We start from the raw sequence: 19,158 nt of genomic DNA, 5'->3' as shown, positions 1-19,158 counted from the left end.
AAAGCAGTTCACTCTATCGACAGTCATAATCATCTATTAACGATTATCTAATTCTTGTTTCAATAATTTGTTAACGATTTGAGGGTTAGCTTGACCTTTAGACGCTTTCATGATTTGACCTACTAAGTAACCCATCGCTTTACCTTTACCGTTCTTGTAGTCTTCAACGGATTGAGGGTTATTGTCTAACGCTTCGTTGACGTATTGTTTCAACGTATCCTCATCAGAGATTTGAACTAAGCCTTTATCTTCCATAATTTGCTTAGCGTCGCCACCGTTTGCAGCTAACTCTGGGAAGACTTTCTTAGCGATCTTACTGCTCATCGTACCGTCTTCGATCAATTTGATCATGCCAGCTAAATTCTCAGGCGTTAACTTCGTATCTTGTAACTCAACTTGGTGTTTGTTGAGGTACTCGTTTACGCCACCCATAAGCCAGTTAGAAGTTAATTTGATATCAGCACCATTTGCGACAGCACCTTCGAAGAAATCGGACATTTCTTTCGTTAGTGTTAAGACGTGCGCATCATATGCTGGAAGTTCGTACTCTTCAACATATTTCTTCTTACGTGCATCTGGTAATTCAGGAATCGTTTGACGTACACGTTCTTTCCATTCTTCGTCAACGTAGAGTGGTACGATATCTGGTTCTGGGAAGTAACGGTAGTCATCAGAACCTTCTTTGACACGCATTAGGATCGTCTTACCAGTAGATTCATCGAAACGTCGTGTTTCTTGAAGGATTTCGCCACCATTCAATAATTCCTCTTCTTGACGTTTTTCTTCGTATTCAAGACCTTTACGCACATAGTTAAATGAATTCAAGTTCTTCAACTCTGTCTTCACACCAAATTCTTCTTGGCCATATGGACGTAATGAAATGTTGGCGTCACAACGAAGTGAACCTTCTTCCATCTTACAGTCAGATACGCCAGTGTATTGGATGATAGAACGTAATTTTTCTAAATAAGCATAAGCCTCTTGTGGTGAACGAATATCTGGTTCAGATACGATCTCAATTAAAGGCGTACCTTGACGGTTTAAGTCTACAAGTGAGTAGCCCTCTTTGTGTGTAGACTTACCAGCATCCTCTTCCATGTGTAAACGTGTGATACCGATGCGACGTGTCTCGCCATCTACTTCGATATCGATGTGACCATTCTCACCAATAGGTTGATCAAATTGTGAGATTTGGTACGCTTTCGGATTATCTGGGTAAAAATAGTTTTTACGGTCAAATTTAGATTCAGTAGCAATGTCCATATTTAATGCCATTGACGCTCTCATCGCCCAATCTACTGCGCGTCTATTCACGACAGGTAACACACCAGGATAAGCTAAATCGATGACATTCGTATTAGAGTTCGGTTCTGCACCGAAATGCGCAGGTGATGGAGAGAACATTTTAGAATCTGTCTTTAATTCTACGTGGACTTCAAGTCCGATAACTGTTTCAAAATGCATAATTCCACTCCTTATAATTGTTCATATTCATCATGTAAATTGAATTGTGTTTCGTATTGGTATGCAACACGGTAAAGCGTCTTCTCATCGAATGGTTTACCGATAAATTGTAAACCAACTGGACGACCTTTAGACTTGCCACAAGGTAGAGAAATACCTGGAAGACCAGCAAGGTTCACTGGTGTAGTGAGTAAGTCGTTTGCATACATTGTTAGTGGATCGTCAATCTCTTCACCAATATTGAATGCAGGTCCTGGTGTTGTTGGTCCTACAACGACATCATATTCATTAAAGATACGTTCGAAGTCTTGTTTGATTAACGTTCTAACTTTTTGCGCTTTTTTGTAAAAGGCATCATAGTAACCTGAGCTTAACGCGAATGTACCTAAGTAGATACGACGTTTAACCTCTTTACCGAAACCTTCACTTCTTGAGAATTTGTAAAGTTCTTCTAAAGTCTTCGCTTCTGGTGAATGATAACCGTAACGGATACCATCAAAGCGTGCTAAGTTAGCTGACGCCTCAGAAGAAGCGAGTAAATAGTATGATGGAATACCAAATTTCGTATTTGGAAGTGAAACTTCATCAACAGTTGCACCGAGTTCTCTTAACGTTTCAACTGCTTTCTTCACGAGTTCTTTCGTTTCTTCTTCGACACCTTCACCTAAATATTCTTTAGGTAATGCAATCTTCATACCTTTAATGTCTTGTCCAATTTCAGAAGTGAAATCAACATCATCGACAGGCGCACTTGTTGAATCATGTTCGTCTACACCTGAGATTGCTTGTAATACTAAGGCATTGTCTTTCACGTTACGAGTTAACGGTCCGATTTGGTCTAATGAAGACGCAAAGGCAACTAAACCGAAACGAGAAACACGACCGTATGTAGGTTTAAGACCCACAATACCACAGTACGCTGCTGGTTGACGGATAGAACCACCTGTGTCTGAACCTAAACTAAATGGTACGAGGCCAGCCGCTACAGCTGCAGCAGAACCACCTGATGATCCGCCTGGTACAGCATCGTGGTCAAATGGGTTAAGTGTCTTTTTGAAGTAAGATGTTTCAGTAGAACCACCCATCGCAAACTCATCCATATTGAGCTTACCGATTAATACAGCGTTCTCATTGTGCAATTTGTTCATTACAGTAGATTCATAGATCGGTACGAAACCTTCTAACATCTTACTTGCACAAGTTGTTTCCACACCTTCAGTGATAATATTATCTTTAATACCCATTGGGATACCAAAGAGTAAACCTTCCATTTGGTCTTTCTCTTGTAATGCGTCGAGCTCTTCAGCTTTCTTCATCGCATTCTCTTTATCTAAAGCTAAGAAAGATTTAATCGTAGCGTCAGTTTCTTCAATCGCATCATAGATATCACTGACTACTTGAGATGGTTTAATCTCTTTGTTGTGAATCATGTTAATTAAATTCTCTACAGACTCATAACGAATCGTCATCTTACGCATCCTCCCCGTTCATGACTGATGGCACTTTGAATTGTCCATCTTCTGTTTCTTTCGCATTCTTCAATGCAAGCTCTTGAGGAATGCCCTCTTGCGCTTTATCTTCACGTAAGACATTCTGTAAGTCTAATACGTGGTAAGTAGGTTCAACATCTTCAGTGTTCGCTTCATCTATTTGATTAGCAAAGTTTAGAATACTCTCTAAAGATTCTTGCATTTCAGTTGTTTCATCTTCAGTAATTTGAAGTCGAGCTAAGTTCGCAATATGCTTAACCTCATCACGTGTCACTCTAGCCATTAGTTTAAAAGCCTCCTTAATTACTCATTCATTACAAAATTGTATCAAAATTAATAGAGAAAATCTATAAGCAGACGCATACTCGTAGCTTTGAAGTTGAGTAGCGAACGAGATGAGTAAAATGATTCCTGAATTGTTCTTATTTAGACTTAATTCACTTATTAATTTTAAACCTAAAAGTAACCCGCAGAAACATCTTTAAATATGCTTCTACGGGCGATCGTAACACTTAAAGCGATTTAATTGTCCTTTCTACCATGATAAATCGTATTATAATAAGTACTTGATGTAATCAAATATATAAAGCCATAAATGAGAGTAACCAACACTAAAATAATGAGATTCGATACTAAATAGTCCTGATAGTTAATCTTCATTAACGAACCAAGTAAACGATATGCCATTTTACTAGCGACTAACGAATGTACTATTGTCACACCCATAGGTAAAGCAAAGATCCAGATAATTTGCTTACGAATAATTCGTTTGATGAGCGATTTATCAAGACCCACTTTTTTCATAATTTGATAGTTCCGATGATCTTCAAAGCCTTCAGAAACTTGTTTGTAGTACATCATTAGGAATATGCCAATAAGTAAAGTGATACTAACAATAGTTCCTAAGAACACAAATCCACCAAACATATCAATCATAATTGAACTTCTTTCCTTCTTACTTTCTATTTGCACTTTATATTTATCTTCTAAGTCTTCTTTATGCGGTTCAATAGCTTCAGAGTTATTGACATTAAATCTGGCTTCAGCATTCGTAGTTAACGAATTATCATCTGTGACATGTTGCGTTACTTTATTGAATACATCTTGATCTTTAACGACAATATACGTATAAGAAAGAGCACCGGCTCCATCAATGTGATCCTCATTTAAATGTCGCGTCCGAAATGTATGTCCTAATAACTTTAAATGCTTAGACTTTTCGATCTCCTCGAGATTACTACCTATACCTATTTCATCTTTTTTTAAATGAAGGCGTTCATGGTTTTCTCTATTGAAATCTTTTTCTGTTTTCAAGTTCAACATTATTCCAGAGCCTGGTCCTTTTTCTCGTATCTCCCCTTTATGTTCATTGGCCATCATCGTCGTTTCTTTAACATTTTTGATATCTTTAATCTTCGTATACTGACGTAGTTCTTGAATAATCTTCTCATTTGACTTCACTTGTTTGTCATACGAACTATCATCAAGTTGCGTTATTGTGTAATCTTCTGAAGGCAAGCTGACGATCGTTTTTTGGATGCCTCTATAAGTTGTTAGAGACAAGGATAAAGTCACGACTAAGAATGTACACAACAATGTAATGCTCGCTAAACTTACCGCGTTAACTTTCATGCGAGAAAGTAAACCTGAAATTGAAAAGAAATTCACCTTTTGATAGTAAATGCTAGGAATGCTTTTTAAAGCCCTAAGCACGAGCACGCTGCAGGACATAAATAGTAAGTAAGTTCCTAGTATGACACTAGCTAAGGCACACAAAAACCCAAGTAAATGATATTCATTTAAAAATGGATTAATCATCAAAGCGCAACTATAAGCAATAATAACGAGTGTTACTCCAACAAAGCCAATTATACTTAAAAACCACTTCGATCTTTGTTTCTCCACCTTTTTACCACTTTGTAATAAACCTAATGGTGATTGCAAAGAAATTTGGACATTGTTAATGATAAACAGAACGAGCATTACCACAGCTAAAGCAATAATAGTAATCAACATCGCTCGTACATCGAACGGATAATCCATCGGCGTAAAGTGCTTATTCTCAGTGAGTTTATTGAGTAAGACAAACAATAATAGTCCGAACAAATAGCCACCGATGATACTTAACACTGCAGTGACAATATATTCTACAATGCTTTCAATCAATAAGATTAAACGGAGATGTTTCTTCTCCATTCCTAAAATAATATTAAGCGCAAATTCTTTCTTACGCTGTTTCATTACGAAACGATTGGCATAAAGTATAAAGATAATAAGAAGAAGTGAAACGAAGAAATCACCTGCAACTGAGATTAACTTCGTCGTATCACTTCTCTTCTCCAAAAACTCATTGTTAAAAAGTGAAAAGAGTATATATTGCATCGCGAACATCATCGCCATTGAAATCACAAAAGGAAAGATGATCCGCCGTAGTGAGACGAAGTTACGCATTGCGAGCTTCCACATTAATCGAAAGGTCATCGGTTATACCCCGCTTCCATTAATCATCGCTAAACTATCAGCTATTCGCTTCTGAAATTCACTTTGCGATTCCTCACCGCGATAAATCTCGTGATAAAGCACACCGTCTTTGATGAATAACACACGATTAGCATAGGAAGCATCTGTGTTTGAGTGTGTGACCATTAAGACCGTCTGCCCTTCACTATTAATATTTCTAAAGATATTCATAATATTCGCTGAGGTTTTAGAATCAAGCGCGCCTGTAGGTTCATCGGCTAACAATAATCGAGGTCGACTAATTAATGCACGTCCGATAGCTACACGTTGTTGCTGACCTCCTGAGACTTCGTAAGGATATTTGTTTATAATGTCTTCAATGCCTAGTCCATTTGTGACTTCTTGAAGACGCGCATTCATCACACTGACATTTTCATCCGACAAGACGAGCGGCAACAAAATATTATCTTTATTGTTCATCGTATGTAATACATTAAAATCTTGGAAGACAAACCCAAGTTGGTTGCGTCTAAATCTCGCTATGTCTTTACTTTTTAAGTGACTCGTTTGTTGGCCATCTAAAATAATCGATCCTGCCGTCTCTTTATCGAAAGTCGCAATAAGATTAAGTAATGTCGATTTGCCAGAACCTGATTCACCCATAATGGCTACAAACTCTCCTTCTTCAATCGAAAAGTTCATATCTTTGAGTGCTGTAACTTGATTGTTACCCCTACCATAAGTCTTCTTGACATTTTGTATTTGTAGTAACATGCGCAGATCCTCCTTTTCTTATTTCTAGGTTCTTCTTTACTTACTTTCATGATATAAGAAATAACTCCACGATTCATTCAATCTTTCAATATTGTAAGGTTCAATTTTACTCGTAGGACCCTGCAAATCCACTTTCTACCCAATACAAAAAGCCAGAGAGCACGATACTCTCTGACTTAACTTAGGTTAATTACTATTTTTATAAATATGAACTTGAGGCTCGTCATCATCTTTACTTTTACTAATTAACGCTTGCGGATTATTACCGTCCTTGATGTGAATTTCATACTCGTCAACGTTATCGAAGTATTTCTTCGCCTGCTCAGTCACATATTGTGTGATACCAATCGTTTCGGCCTTACCGTAATAATCAATTGGCACATCGATAGAAAGCTGTTGTGGTGATTTCTTATTAAACTTCACTGTACCTACCGCTTGTGTGAAGTTGTTGAAGTAAGATTGTAGATTATCATTAAACTGCTTAAAGTTATTATTTAAGCGTTCATCTTTATCAGCAGCCGTTTCTGAAGGGAGCAATGCTGTTGTTTGATCGATATCTTTCCACTCGTTAATGCGCGTCTTACCTTCGTCCACTGTTGTACCTGCCATAAATTCACCTGGTGTAATGGCGTTCTCACCAGATTGTTTATAAATCGCGAAGTGAATAGGAATATCTTTCAATTCTTTATTCTCACGCAGACGTGTTAAGATTTCGCCAGCCATCTGCTTCCCTTGTTTCTTCACTTCATCTGAATCTAGTTTCTTACTATACGTCTCACCGTTCTTCTCTTTCTGATAGTAATATTTACTATTCATGGCAAGACCAATCGTCATGCCCTTGATGTGCTTACCTTTCGTATCACCACTGTCGTAGAAGTCTTGTTCGAGGATGTTAGAGAGATAAGCTGGTGAGTGTTCAGCAATCTTCTCAGGATCTTTCTCACCTTCATGAGACGGATTCAAACCTAAATTCTCATCCGCTTTCTTCTCTTTACGCTCATCTTTGTCCATCTTCTTGATTTCATCTTTCGTATACTTAGGGTCTAGATAAGCGTTCACTGTATCTTTATCTAAATATTGACCATCTTGATAGAGATATTTATCAGTCGGAAAGACTTCCTTACTCAAATCCAGTAAGCCACTTTCAAAGTCTTGACCATTATAGCTATTTGCCATGTTATCTTGCAGTAGGCCTCGTGCTTGACTTTCTTTAAAAGGCAAGATCGTGCGGTAGTCATTACCTTGCACGTCCTTATCCGTTGCCTTCTGCTTTACTGAACTTGAATCTTTCTTACTACTTTGTTCTTCTTTATTGCCTTCTTCTTTCTTGTGACCACTATCTTGCCCACAAGCAGAAAGCATGACCACTGCTGAGATTAGTAATATGAATGTTCTTTTCATGCTCAATCTCCTCTAACCCTCTATTTCATTTTGCTTATTTACAAAGTCTTCTTCAGACCAAATAGGTGTATCGAATTTCTTCGCTTTGTCGAGTTTTGAACCAGCATCTTCACCTGCGATGACTAAATCTGTCTTTTTCGTTACACTGCTTGTCACTTTAGCTCCTTGAAGCTCGAGCCAATTAGATGCTTCTTTACGCGTCATTTGATGCAACTTACCAGTCAGTACGATGGTTTTATCTTTAAAATCAGGATGACCGTCGACCTCAGTGCGTTTCACACCTTTATAGTCCATATTAACATCTTTGTCTTTTAATTTATTAATTAAAGCAATAATATCATCATTTTCAAGATAAGTGACCACAGACTGCGCTAATTTGTGACCAAAATCTGGAATTTCCATTAACTCATCTTCAGTAACATGGAATAACTGATCAATCGAACCATATTTCTCAGCCAGAACTTGACTCGCTTTGACACCGAGATGACGAATACCTAAGCCGAAGAGTAAATGCTCGAGTGAATTGGCTTTAGAGCGCTCAATCGCTTCGAGTAAATTCTCAACTTTCTTCGCACCCATACGCTCTAAAGGTAATAAATCTTCTTCAGTCAGATAATAAATGTCAGCGATATCACGAATTACGTTGTGTTCGTAAAGCTGATGAATAATCTTCTCACCTAAACCATCAATGTTCATCGCTTGGCGAGAGACGAAATGGATTAAACCTTCAACCAGCTGCGCCTGACATTTCGGATTGATACAACGCAACGCGACTTCTCCTTCAATGCGCACGAGTTCGTGACCACAACTTGGACAGTGCGTTGGCATGTGATAGGTTTCTGTACCTTCTGGCCGACGATCAAGAATCGGTTTAATCACTTCTGGAATGATATCGCCCGCTTTCTTAATCACTACACTGTCACCGATACGAATGTCTTTCTCATGAATGAGATCTTCATTGTGTAGTGACGCACGCGATACAGTCGTTCCTGCTACTCTGACGGGTTCTAATATTGCAGTTGGCGTTACTACACCTGTACGACCGATACTAAGCTCAATATCTGTTAGTGTCGTCACGACTTCTTCAGCTGGGAATTTATATGCAATGGCCCAGCGCGGTGATTTCTGAGTGAAGCCCATCTCTTGTTGCTGTTCTAAATTATTCACTTTAATCACAATACCATCGATGTCATATGGCAGTTCTTCACGATGCTCTGTCCATTTTTCAATATATGCTAAGACTTCATCAATATTATCCACGCGTTGACGTTCTTGGTTTGTCTTGTAACCGAGTTGATCGAGTTCGTCTAACGCCTCACTTTGCGTTTCTGCGTTAAAGTGCGTAAAGTCATTCACACTATAGAGGAAGACACTGAGCTTACGTTTCGCAGCGAGTTTGGAATCGAGTTGTCGCAATGAACCTGCCGCAGCATTTCGTGGGTTTGCGAAAGGTTGTTCACCTTTAGCCTCTTTTTCTTCATTAAGTGATAAAAAGGACTGACGTGGCATGTAAGCTTCCCCTCGAACTTCGAAAGTCAACGGTTCTTTGATTTTTAACGGAATCGCATGAATCGTTCTCAAATTCTCAGTAATATCTTCACCTGTCGTACCATCGCCACGGGTTAAGCCTTGAACGAAGCGACCATTCTCATATTTTAAAGAGACAGCTAAACCGTCAATCTTCAATTCACACATATATTCAACTTGGCCAACTTGCTCACGAATACGCTGATCAAATTTACGTAACTCTTCTTCGTTAAACGCATTACCTAAACTGAGCATCGGCGTATCATGATTAACCTTTTCAAAGGTAGATTGCGCCTGACCCCCAACACGAACAGTTGGAGAATCAGGGGAACGAAACTCTGGATGTGCTTCCTCTATGTCAATGAGCTCACGCAATAGTTTGTCGTACTCACTGTCGGGTACGGAAGGATTATCTTGGACATAATACTCATAACTATATTGATTTAATAAATCGTGTAACTTCTCCACACGTTCTTGTAATTGACTCACGCTTTAGTCCTCCTTCTTCTCAATAGGTGCAAACTGAGCAAGGAGTCGTTTCGGTCCTGCAGATTTAAAGATAATATCAAGTTCAACCGAACCATTCTTCTCGCTCACATTACTTACCATACCCTCGCCCCATGATTTATGCACAACTTTATCTCCGACGTTCCAATCCGTAGCGACCTGTTTCTTACGTGGGGATACGGTACGTTTACTAAAACCACGCTTCTTAGGTTGTTTCGTCGCAGAGTGGAATTTGCTTCCACTGCCATAGAGTTGGTCTTTCTTCTCTACATCTAATAAACCTTCTGGAATTTCATTGATAAAACGAGAAACCATATTAGATTGAGAGCGACCATACAACATACGAGACGTCGCATGGGTCATATAAAGTTCTTCCTCTGCCCGTGTAATCGCCACATAAGCAATACGACGTTCCTCTTGCATTTCGTGGTCATCATCACTCTTAATCGCACGAATATGAGGGAAGATCGATTCTTCCATGCCCATGATAAAGACAATTGGAAATTCAAGACCTTTCGCAGAGTGCATTGTCATGAGTGTCACACCATTTTCAATTTCCGCTTCATCAATATCTGCTACGAGAGACAGATCAGTTAAGAAATTGATGAGTGATTGTTCTTCAAGTGGTGTCTCTTCTTCGTAGTTTGTCGGTACAGACATAAATTCATCGATGTTCTCTAAACGGCTACGAGACTCGATTGTTTGAGCTTTTTCCAACATTTCACGATAGCCCGATTTAGTGAGCACTTCTTCTACAATTTCACTGATTTCTAGGAATTCTTGTTCTTTGATGAGATTGTTAATCATATCGTAGAAATGAATACATTCTTGTGTGACTTTTTTCGATAAACCAATAAAGTCGACTTCAGCTAAGGCATCAAACATACTAATGTCACTTTGTTGTGCATACTTTTGAATTTTTTCAACAGATGAAGGACCAATGCCTCGTTTAGGCACATTGATGATACGTTGCAAGCTAATGTCATCGTTGCTATTTGCAATTACACGTAAATAACTGAGTAAATCTTTAATTTCTTTACGGTCATAGAATTTTTGACCGCCGACCATAACATACGGAATATTCGATTTCATGAATGATTCCTCGAGCACACGAGATTGTGCATTAGTACGGTAAAGAATCGCCATATCTTTATAATCTTTACCTTTTTTACGTTGTTTCATGATTTCTTTCACAACGTATTCTGTTTCATCTTTTTCAGTTGTCGCTTCATAGTAATGAATTTTTTCGCCTTCAACGTTCGCTGTCCATAACCCTTTAGGTTTACGCTCAGAGTTATTCTTAATCACTTCATTGGCAGCGTTAAGAATCGTCTTCGTTGAACGATAGTTTTGTTCGAGGTAAATCGTCTTAGCTTCTGGATAATCTTCTTCAAATGACAGGATATTTTGAATATCTGCGCCGCGCCAACCGTAAATAGATTGATCGGAGTCCCCTACGACACATAGATTTTTGAACTTTTTAGCAAGCATATTAACAAGTGTATATTGTGCTTTATTGGTATCTTGATACTCATCGACGTGAATGTATTGGAATTTATTTTGATAATACTCTAATACTTCAGGCACACGTTCGAATAAATGGATCGTCGTCATAATAAGGTCATCAAAGTCGAGCGCTTCGTTTCTAAAGAGCTGACGTTGATAGCCTTTATACACTGTAGCTACCATTTGTTCCATGTAATCAGACGCTTGTTTTTGAGCATCTTCAGGCGTTTTAAGCTCGTTCTTCAAATTACTAATTGCACCCATAAACATACGCGGTTCAAACTTCTTACTGTCGATATTCTCAGTCTTCAAGACATCTTTAATCACCGATTTCTGGTCAGTGGGATCTAGAATAGTGAAGTTACGTTCAATACCGATACGGTCGGCATCGCGTCGTAAGATTCGCACACACATTGAGTGGAACGTAGACATCCAAATCACTTGTGCTTCTTCACCCACGAGCTGTTCCACACGCTCTTTCATCTCACGAGCTGCTTTATTAGTAAAAGTAATCGCTAAAATGTTGTAAGGTGAAACATCTTTTTCATCGAGTAAATACGCAATGCGATGCGTCAACACGCGTGTCTTACCTGACCCTGCGCCAGCCATTATTAAGAGCGGGCCTTCAGTAGTACGCACCGCTTGGCTTTGTTCATCGTTCATCTTCGCTACTAATGGATTCATTTATGACGTGACTCCTTTACTTTGACAGTTTTTAAAGCTTTTTTAACATCTTTATAAATGATATCTCCGACGATAATCGTATCTGCAAACTCGGCCATCTCTCGTGCTTTCTCTAAACTTGAGATACCGCCGCCGTAAAATAATTGTGTTTCTGTTAGCATCTCACTTGCCATCTTAACTTCTTCAACATCGCCATATGTACCACTATATTCCAAGTACATTACCGGCAACTTGTACATATTGTTGATCATACGCGCATACGCTTCGATGTCCTCCAGTGAGAGATCTGTATTGGCTTCAGTCTTGGTTGCAACTTTGCTCTCTTCGTTCATCACGACATAGCCTTCGAAGACCACTTCATCGAAATCAATGACGTGACCAAATTGTTTCATAGCTTCGAGTAAGATGCCGTTATGATATGTAACATTCGTGCTATTCAATACTGTTGGAACGAAATAGAAATCGAACCCAGGCATAACACTTTCTACATTAGAAATTTCTAACACTAATGGTAGTGGATAGCGACGCACACGACTCATGAGATGGATGACATTGTCTTCTGTAACATTGTCTGTGCCACCTATCATAATCGCGTCCGTATTCGACATACAAACCGCTTCTAAATCTTCATCGCTGATTTCTTTAGCGGGATCTAATTTAAATATATGTTGCCATTTCGTAATGTCGTACATAGTCATTTCTCCTTTTCACATACATTGCATTATAGCATTTTTCAACCCACGTTTCTAAGTCGTTGCTATCCTTTCTACACATAATAAAGGGCTGAAACTCATAGGTGTCTCAGCCCTTACTTCGTACGCTATTCTATCGTTTCGATATCCATTCTGTCGAGGATCATTGTATATGCATCGTTGCCCCATTGTAACGAGCGTTTAACTCGAGAAATCGTTGCGGTAGACGCACCAGATTCTTCTTCAATCGTCGCGTATGTGTATCCTTGCTTAATCATCTTCGCAACTTGAAGTCGTTGTGAAAGTGATTGCAATTCATTGACCGTACACAAATCATCGAAGAATTGGTAACATTCTTCACGGTTCTCTAAAGTTAAGATCGCATCAAATAATTCATTAAGTGCTTGGCCCTTAATTTTATCTATTTGCATTATGAAACAACCCCTGTTTTATGATATTTAACAATTTAACGGACTAACACGTTAAAGTGTAAACATTTTTACGTTAAATATCAACTAACTCAATCTAGAAATCTTATTCTAAACCAGCACGTTGGAAGATCGTATCCACTTGATTCAAGTGATGTTCAGGGTTGAAGCATTCATCTAAATCTTCTTTAGAAAGTAAATCTGTAATCTTGCTATCTTGTTCAACTAACTCTCTGAATGGTGTCTTCGTTTGCCAAGACTCCATCGCTTTCGGTTGTACTGTATCATACGCCTCTTCACGAACCATACCTTTGTTGATTAATGCAAGTAGCACACGTTGAGAGAACACGAGACCAAACGTCTTGTTGATATTCTCTTTCATGTTGTCTTCGTAAACTGTTAAACGGTCGATGATGTTTGTAAAACGGTTTAACGCATAGTCTAATGCGATCGTTACGTCTGGTAACATCACGCGTTCAGCAGATGAGTGAGAAATGTCACGTTCATGCCAAAGCGGAACGTTCTCATAAGCTGTAGTGATATAACCGCGGATGACACGAGAGATACCTGTGATATTTTCAGAACCTACTGGGTTACGTTTATGCGGCATCGCTGATGAACCCTTTTGGCCTTTCGCAAAGGCTTCTTCTACTTCGCGTGTTTCTGTTTTTTGTAAGTTACGAACTTCTACAGCAAATTTTTCTAAAGAAGTGCTGATAAGTGATAATGTCGCGATGTAGTAAGCGTGACGATCACGTTGTAAAGTTTGCGTAGAGACAGGGGCGCAATCTAGGCCGAGCTCTTTACAAACATGTGCTTCAATTTCTGGTGGGATATTCGCAAATGTACCTACTGCCCCACTCATCTTGCCGACTTCGATTTCTTCACGCACGCGTTTGAAACGTTCAAAGTTACGTTTCATTTCAGCATACCATAGTGCCATTTTCACACCGAAAGTCGTCGGTTCTGCATGCACACCGTGTGTACGGCCCATCATTAATGTGTATTTGTATTTTTTCGCTTTTTCAGCGAGCACATCGATGAAACGTTCTAAATCTTTCTCGATAATATCGTTTGCTTGTTTAACTACATAGCTCAATGCTGTATCTACTACGTCTGTTGAAGTTAAACCGTAGTGTACCCATTTACGTTCTTCACCGAGTGTTTCGGATACTTGGCGAGTGAATGCAACTACATCGTGACGTGTTTGTTCTTCGATTTCTTTCGCTCTATCTACGTCAACTTTGGCATTTTGACGAATCTTCTCTACATCTTCTTTCGGAATATAACCGAGCTTACTCCATGCTTCACATGCTAAGATTTCTACCTCTAACCATGCTTCATAGCGATTTTGGTCTGTCCAAATACGAGACATTTCTTCTCTAGAATAACGTTCAATCATGACATTAACTCCTATCTTTGTTTTAATATTTTTACAGTTAAAATATGTATATTTACTTACAATCAATAATTATAGTTCGTCTTTGAACCTTTCAACTCTAGTTTACCAAAAATTATCGTAAATGTATAAGGCTTTTGTGAAATGTCTGAGATTTTTCTAGTTAATTGTAAGTAGAACGACAAGTCAGAGCATCCGCATCAGCGGTCATTCTATCCATTTTGAATAAGTTTAAGTCTCTAACCTCTAGGCGAATCATATCTCAATCATTTCATGTTATTACTTCAACTCACCACTATAGACCAAAAAAACGCAGAAGTTATTGCTTAGTTAAACCAACAATAACCTCCACGCTTCAACTCAAAAATTATTCTTCTATACGTTTACCAACAAATTGAATCTCTTGTCTTAATACTTCAATCGAGCCATCAGGTTGTTCTTGGTAAACGGGTTTCTCAAAGCGTTTCACCGGCATATAGCCTGCTTCACGCATACGGGCTAAACAATCTTGAATTGTTTCATTATCCTCTACTTTGAACTTCTGTTGCTTCTTCATAAATACTTTCCACTTCATCCGTATCGTATTGTTTAATCTTACGGCTGCGAACGCCACGTGCCCAGAATCCACCGTGAATAGTACGCGGTTCATAAGCGATGACAAAGGCTTTCGCATCAATCTGCTTCACCGTTTCGATCAACTTAGCTTCGTAACGTCTCGGCGTTAGAATTTGCATGACGATACGTGCACCATCACGACCATATGCCGTGTAATGTGTGACACCGTAACCCACATCTCTTAATTGACGTGGCAAATCCAATTCGTGTTCAGCTGACGTTACGTTGATGACAGTATAACCTAGAGCGAGCTTTTCTTCAATCTTCATCCCAACAATGATACCAACAGAGAAACCTAACGCATAGGCGATGATATTCTGAATTTGATCTAAGCTAGACATGACGAGTCCAAGTCCCACGACGTACACGAGCACTTCTAAAAAGCTAACAATTGCAGCCATGTAACGATAGCCTTTTAAAGTTAGAATCGTTCTCATCGTAAGAAATGTGACATAGCAGACGTTAATGACAAATATGGCAGCAACCATGAGCCAAGGATTGGAACTGATGAATGACATGAGGGCATGTTCCTTTCTTCTCGTTAAATAAATTCAGCTCATTTTACCAATTAGAAAGTTTCTCTGTCACTCAGAATGACTTGTCTTCGATTAATTTTTTGGCCACGTATATCGTGTGTAAGCCAGTTCACGTTTATGCGCTTTACGAACATAATGTTGTTCGATCTTCGCTTTTGCATCACAAGGGACTTGCTTGCCTTCTAAATAGTCATCAATATCTTGATAAGTGACACCTAATGCTTCTTCGTCAGGCAATTGTGGTTTATCATCCTCTAAATCTGCAGTAGGCACTTTATCATAAAGATGTTGTGGTGCGTCGAGATATTGGAGTAATTGCTTACCTTGTCTTTTATCTAAACCGAAGAGCGGTGCGATATCCGCAGCGCCATCACCGTACTTAGTGAAGAAACCAGTGACATTCTCTGCTGAATGATCCGTGCCGATAACGATGCCTGATGTATTTGAGGCGATAGAGAACTGCACTTTCATGCGCTCTCTCGCCTTCTCGTTACCCCGTTGGAAATCCGTCAATTCAATTCCTGCTTCTTTCAACGAAGTAACACTCTGATCCACTGCAGGCTTAATATTCACTGTAATCGTGCGATCAGGTTGGATATATTCTAATGCGTCTTCTACTTCGTCGGCATCTTTCTGGTGACCGTAAGGAAGTTTCACTGCGATAAATTCACACTCACGTCCCTCTTCACGTAATGACTCTACAGCCATCTGACACAATTTCCCAGCAAGCGTCGAATCTTGGCCGCCTGATATACCTAAAACGAGACTTTGAATAAATTCGTGAGATTGAACGTAGTTTTTTATAAATTGTAAAATGGATTCTGTTTCCTCTTGACTGTCAATTTGAGGCTTTACTTTCATTTCTCTCACAATGATAGATTGAATATCACTCATGGTCTTCCTCCATTTCTTTGACGTGTTGCGTCACTTCGTAAATGCGTTCGTGTTTATTATGCCAACATTTAGAGCTTAAATCGACAGGGTATTCTTGTGGATTTAAGAGACGTTTATTCTCTTCCCATAATAATGCGAGGTTTGTTGTTAAATAATCACGCGCCGCATCTTCATCAGGTAAATCGTAGACAAGCTCGCCATCAACGAAGATATCTTCATGTAAATCTCTCGCTTCGAAAGATTTAATAAATTTCATCTTGTACGTATGTACAGGATGGAAGAGTTTTAATGGTGTTTCTGCTGTTGGATCTTCGTCTGCTAGTGTAATATAATCCCCTTCCGCTTTATTTGTCTTCTTATTAATAATACGATAAACATTCTTCTTGCCTGGGGTCGTTACCTTTTCAGCATTATTAGACAACTTAATACGGTCTACGTAGTCGCCATGCTCATCTTCAACAGCGACCAGTTTGTACACTGCACCTAAAGCTGGCTGGTCATAGCCAGTGATGAGTTTCGTTCCGACACCCCAAGAATCGACTTTCGCACCTTGCGATTTCAAACTCGTAATCGTACTTTCGTCTAAATCGTTGGAGGCCACGATGCTTGCGTCAGTAAAACCAGCTTCGTCGAGCATTTTACGCGCCTCTTTAGATAAATAAGCAATGTCACCTGAATCTAAGCGGATGCCGATAAAGTTAATTGAATCTCCTAACTCTTTCGCCACTTTAATCGCATTAGGAACCCCAGATTTCAATGTGTGGAACGTATCGACGAGGAACACACAGTCTTTATGACGTTCAGCGTACTTACGGAAAGCCACAACCTCATCGCCATACGTCTGAACCATGGCATGAGCATGCGTACCGGAAACTGGAATATCGAAGACTTTACCCGCACGCACATTACTTGTTGCGTCAAAGCCGCCGATATAAGCTGCTCGCGCACCCCAAAGTGCTGCATCAACTTCTTGACCACGGCGGGTACCAAATTCCATTAGTTTGTCCTCATGTGCAGCCTGACGAATACGACTTGCTTTCGTCGTGATAAGTGTTTGGAAATTCACGATATTGAGCAACATCGTTTCAACGAGTTGCGATTGAATTAATGGCGCTTCTACACGTAGTAAAGGTTCGTTGCCGAAACATAATTCCCCTTCACGCATCGAACGGATATTACCTGTAAAACGGAGCGTTCTCAAATAATCTAAAAAGTCATCTTGATAACCGATAGATTTTAAATAATCGATATCGGCTTCTGAAAAGTGAAAATTTTTAATATAATCAATGACGCGTTTCAAACCGTTAAAAACGGCATAGCCACTGTTAAAAGGCATCTCTCTAAAATATAAATCAAATACCGCTTTACGCTCATGGATCCCATCATTCCAATACGTCTCAGCCATATTAATTTGATACAAGTCATTATGTAAGACGAGCGTATCATCTTTAAAACGTCCCACTTCTATCTCTCCAATCGTTCTTTTTTCATTAGTTTAACAAATCGCAAGAGGCTAATCACTTAAAGACGTTCACTTTTCTTATAAAAGCGTGAATTATGACTTTTAAATGAACAGTTATCAAAACACAAGGATTTCTCAATCAAACATCCTATAATAGACGTGAGGTGTTCACATGTATAAAGAAGCGAAAGATTTCATCGAGCTCATGTATCACGAGCTGGGTAAAGATAGACAAGAAATGACGCGACGTTTAGAACAAATTTATGCAGAAATTCAAAAGACGGGCACATATTGGCAGACCTCTGAAGAACTAACATATGGCGCAAAGGTAGCGTGGCGCAATTCCAATCGCTGCATCGGTCGTGCTCATTGGAATGGTTTGAATGTTGTCGATGCACGCGATATAGCTGATGAAACATCATTTATCCAGTCCATTGAAGACCACATCGTGCAAGCGACGAATAACGGTAAGATCAAACCGTACATTACGATCTATCATCCTGATCATCCACCACGTATCTATAACAATCAACTGATTCGATACGCCGGGTACGACGATTGTGGTGACCCTATGGAACGTGAAGTCACTCAACTCGCCGAGCATTTAGGTTGGCAAGGTCCACATACAGACTTTGATGTCTTGCCGCTCATCTATCAAATGCCTGGAGGTAAAGTGAAATATCACGAGTATCCATCAGAAATAATTAAAGAAGTGCCCATCACACATCCTCAGTATCCTAAGCTAGAAGACTTAAATTTACGTTGGTATGCAGTACCCATTATTTCGAGCATGGACTTGAAGATCGGCGGTATCACCTACCCTACTGTGCCGTTCAACGGTTGGTACATGGTAACGGAAATCGGTGTGCGTAATTTCACAGATAGTTACCGTTATAATTTATTAGAGCAAGTCGCACATGCTTTCGAGTTAGGTGATTTAAAAAATACAAATTTCAACAAAGACCGCGCCTTAGTTGAACTTAATTATGCCGTCTATCATTCATTCAGAGCCCATGGTGTTTCGATGGTCGACCATTTAACAGCTGCAAAACAATTTGAAACGTTTGAACGGAATGAGCACAAACGCGAACGTGATGTAACTGGTAAATGGTCTTGGTTAGCGCCACCATTATCGCCAACTTTAACACGTAATTACCACCATGGTTATTCTAATGAAATGCGAGACCCTAACTTTCATTACAAGAAAAATCTCATTCAGGTTGTCCGATACATAGCTGATAACCTGAATGAGATGTAAGCTGTTGCTTATACTGGACATTTGCCTCTATCAAGTGCGCAAACCTTTATAAGCAACGGCT

The 19,158-nt window shown here is 39.4% G+C and carries 15 protein-coding genes and 1 pseudogene; 1 reads left to right on the top strand and 15 read right to left on the bottom strand.

What is annotated here, in order from left to right; all coding sequences use genetic code 11:
* Positions 1 to 36 precede the first annotated feature (36 nt).
* The 15 genes from gatB to HMPREF2802_RS08075 all read right to left on the bottom strand — a co-directional run bounded on the left by gatB (position 37) and on the right by HMPREF2802_RS08075 (position 17,839).
* The gene (gene gatB / locus HMPREF2802_RS08145; RefSeq protein ID WP_002472970.1) at positions 37 to 1,464 is read right to left on the bottom strand and encodes an Asp-tRNA(Asn)/Glu-tRNA(Gln) amidotransferase subunit GatB; all 1,428 of its coding nucleotides are present in this window, start codon (positions 1,462 to 1,464) and stop codon (positions 37 to 39) included.
* Between the two features lie 11 nt (positions 1,465 to 1,475).
* Positions 1,476 to 2,933, bottom strand: coding sequence for an Asp-tRNA(Asn)/Glu-tRNA(Gln) amidotransferase subunit GatA (gatA, locus tag HMPREF2802_RS08140; RefSeq protein ID WP_070503557.1), 1,458 nt, complete (start codon positions 2,931 to 2,933; stop codon positions 1,476 to 1,478).
* Between the two features lies 1 nt (position 2,934).
* On the bottom strand, positions 2,935 to 3,237 hold the full coding sequence (gene gatC, locus HMPREF2802_RS08135) for an Asp-tRNA(Asn)/Glu-tRNA(Gln) amidotransferase subunit GatC (protein ID WP_002472957.1): 303 nt from the start codon (positions 3,235 to 3,237) through the stop codon (positions 2,935 to 2,937).
* A 239-nt stretch (positions 3,238 to 3,476) separates the two neighbouring features.
* Positions 3,477 to 5,435 (bottom strand): ABC transporter permease, encoded by a 1,959-nt coding sequence (locus HMPREF2802_RS08130; RefSeq protein WP_070503555.1) that lies wholly within the window; start codon positions 5,433 to 5,435, stop codon positions 3,477 to 3,479.
* A 3-nt stretch (positions 5,436 to 5,438) separates the two neighbouring features.
* Positions 5,439 to 6,188: an ABC transporter ATP-binding protein gene (locus tag HMPREF2802_RS08125; protein ID WP_070503553.1), complete on the bottom strand. Its 750-nt coding sequence runs from the start codon at positions 6,186 to 6,188 to the stop codon at positions 5,439 to 5,441.
* A 186-nt stretch (positions 6,189 to 6,374) separates the two neighbouring features.
* A complete protein-coding gene (locus HMPREF2802_RS08120; protein WP_049406422.1) occupies positions 6,375 to 7,589 on the bottom strand; it encodes a CamS family sex pheromone protein in 1,215 nt (404 codons plus the stop codon).
* Between the two features lie 12 nt (positions 7,590 to 7,601).
* Positions 7,602 to 9,605 (bottom strand): NAD-dependent DNA ligase LigA, encoded by a 2,004-nt coding sequence (ligA, locus tag HMPREF2802_RS08115; protein WP_070503551.1) that lies wholly within the window; start codon positions 9,603 to 9,605, stop codon positions 7,602 to 7,604.
* A 3-nt stretch (positions 9,606 to 9,608) separates the two neighbouring features.
* Complete coding sequence (gene pcrA, locus HMPREF2802_RS08110) at positions 9,609 to 11,813, bottom strand: DNA helicase PcrA (RefSeq protein WP_070503549.1); 2,205 nt, start codon at positions 11,811 to 11,813, stop codon at positions 9,609 to 9,611.
* The gene (locus HMPREF2802_RS08105) at positions 11,810 to 12,505 is read right to left on the bottom strand and encodes a heptaprenylglyceryl phosphate synthase (protein WP_070503546.1); all 696 of its coding nucleotides are present in this window, start codon (positions 12,503 to 12,505) and stop codon (positions 11,810 to 11,812) included. Before HMPREF2802_RS08105 ends, pcrA begins: the two co-directional genes overlap by 4 nt.
* 128 nt (positions 12,506 to 12,633) lie before the next feature.
* Positions 12,634 to 12,936 carry a YerC/YecD family TrpR-related protein gene (locus HMPREF2802_RS08100; RefSeq protein WP_002472958.1) on the bottom strand — a complete coding sequence of 101 codons (303 nt, stop codon included), beginning with the start codon at positions 12,934 to 12,936 and terminating at the stop codon, positions 12,634 to 12,636.
* Between the two features lie 103 nt (positions 12,937 to 13,039).
* On the bottom strand, positions 13,040 to 14,335 hold the full coding sequence (gene purB, locus HMPREF2802_RS08095; RefSeq protein ID WP_070503544.1) for an adenylosuccinate lyase: 1,296 nt from the start codon (positions 14,333 to 14,335) through the stop codon (positions 13,040 to 13,042).
* A 364-nt stretch (positions 14,336 to 14,699) separates the two neighbouring features.
* The gene (locus HMPREF2802_RS08090) at positions 14,700 to 14,888 is read right to left on the bottom strand and encodes an NETI motif-containing protein (RefSeq protein WP_002472951.1); all 189 of its coding nucleotides are present in this window, start codon (positions 14,886 to 14,888) and stop codon (positions 14,700 to 14,702) included.
* The gene (locus HMPREF2802_RS08085) at positions 14,854 to 15,465 is read right to left on the bottom strand and encodes a DUF2179 domain-containing protein (protein WP_049406431.1); all 612 of its coding nucleotides are present in this window, start codon (positions 15,463 to 15,465) and stop codon (positions 14,854 to 14,856) included. The genes HMPREF2802_RS08090 and HMPREF2802_RS08085 overlap by 35 nt, the downstream gene beginning before the upstream one ends.
* A 90-nt stretch (positions 15,466 to 15,555) precedes the next feature.
* Positions 15,556 to 16,377 (bottom strand): ammonia-dependent NAD(+) synthetase, encoded by an 822-nt coding sequence (nadE, locus tag HMPREF2802_RS08080; protein WP_070503542.1) that lies wholly within the window; start codon positions 16,375 to 16,377, stop codon positions 15,556 to 15,558.
* Positions 16,370 to 17,839, bottom strand: a complete 1,470-nt coding sequence (locus HMPREF2802_RS08075) for a nicotinate phosphoribosyltransferase (RefSeq protein ID WP_070503540.1) — start codon at positions 17,837 to 17,839, stop codon at positions 16,370 to 16,372. Before HMPREF2802_RS08075 ends, nadE begins: the two co-directional genes overlap by 8 nt.
* A gap of 172 nt (positions 17,840 to 18,011) precedes the next feature.
* Between HMPREF2802_RS08075 and HMPREF2802_RS08070 the strand changes: the two are divergent.
* Positions 18,012 to 19,078: pseudogene (locus HMPREF2802_RS08070) on the top strand (nitric oxide synthase oxygenase).
* Positions 19,079 to 19,158: the final 80 nt, after the last annotated feature.

The organism is Staphylococcus sp. HMSC071G07 (assembly GCF_001811435.1).
Classification (GTDB): Bacteria; Bacillota; Bacilli; order Staphylococcales; family Staphylococcaceae; genus Staphylococcus; species Staphylococcus pettenkoferi.
The sequence above is the reverse complement of the archived record's forward strand: the minus strand, read 5'-3'. Positions and strand labels throughout refer to the sequence as shown.

Bases quoted from the DNA above. Each gene is read 5' to 3' on its own strand.
- gatB (WP_002472970.1), bottom strand. From the start codon at position 1,464: ATGCATTTTGAAACAGTTATCGGACTTGAAGTCCACGTAGAATTAAAG.
- gatA (WP_070503557.1), bottom strand. From the start codon at position 2,933: ATGACGATTCGTTATGAGTCTGTAGAGAATTTAATTAACATGATTCAC.
- gatC (WP_002472957.1), bottom strand. From the start codon at position 3,237: ATGGCTAGAGTGACACGTGATGAGGTTAAGCATATTGCGAACTTAGCT.
- HMPREF2802_RS08130 (WP_070503555.1), bottom strand. From the start codon at position 5,435: ATGACCTTTCGATTAATGTGGAAGCTCGCAATGCGTAACTTCGTCTCA.
- HMPREF2802_RS08125 (WP_070503553.1), bottom strand. From the start codon at position 6,188: ATGTTACTACAAATACAAAATGTCAAGAAGACTTATGGTAGGGGTAAC.
- HMPREF2802_RS08120 (WP_049406422.1), bottom strand. From the start codon at position 7,589: ATGAAAAGAACATTCATATTACTAATCTCAGCAGTGGTCATGCTTTCT.
- pcrA (WP_070503549.1), bottom strand. From the start codon at position 11,813: ATGAATCCATTAGTAGCGAAGATGAACGATGAACAAAGCCAAGCGGTG.
- HMPREF2802_RS08105 (WP_070503546.1), bottom strand. From the start codon at position 12,505: ATGTACGACATTACGAAATGGCAACATATATTTAAATTAGATCCCGCT.
- HMPREF2802_RS08100 (WP_002472958.1), bottom strand. From the start codon at position 12,936: ATGCAAATAGATAAAATTAAGGGCCAAGCACTTAATGAATTATTTGAT.
- purB (WP_070503544.1), bottom strand. From the start codon at position 14,335: ATGATTGAACGTTATTCTAGAGAAGAAATGTCTCGTATTTGGACAGAC.
- HMPREF2802_RS08090 (WP_002472951.1), bottom strand. From the start codon at position 14,888: ATGAAGAAGCAACAGAAGTTCAAAGTAGAGGATAATGAAACAATTCAA.
- HMPREF2802_RS08085 (WP_049406431.1), bottom strand. From the start codon at position 15,465: ATGTCATTCATCAGTTCCAATCCTTGGCTCATGGTTGCTGCCATATTT.
- nadE (WP_070503542.1), bottom strand. From the start codon at position 16,377: ATGAGTGATATTCAATCTATCATTGTGAGAGAAATGAAAGTAAAGCCT.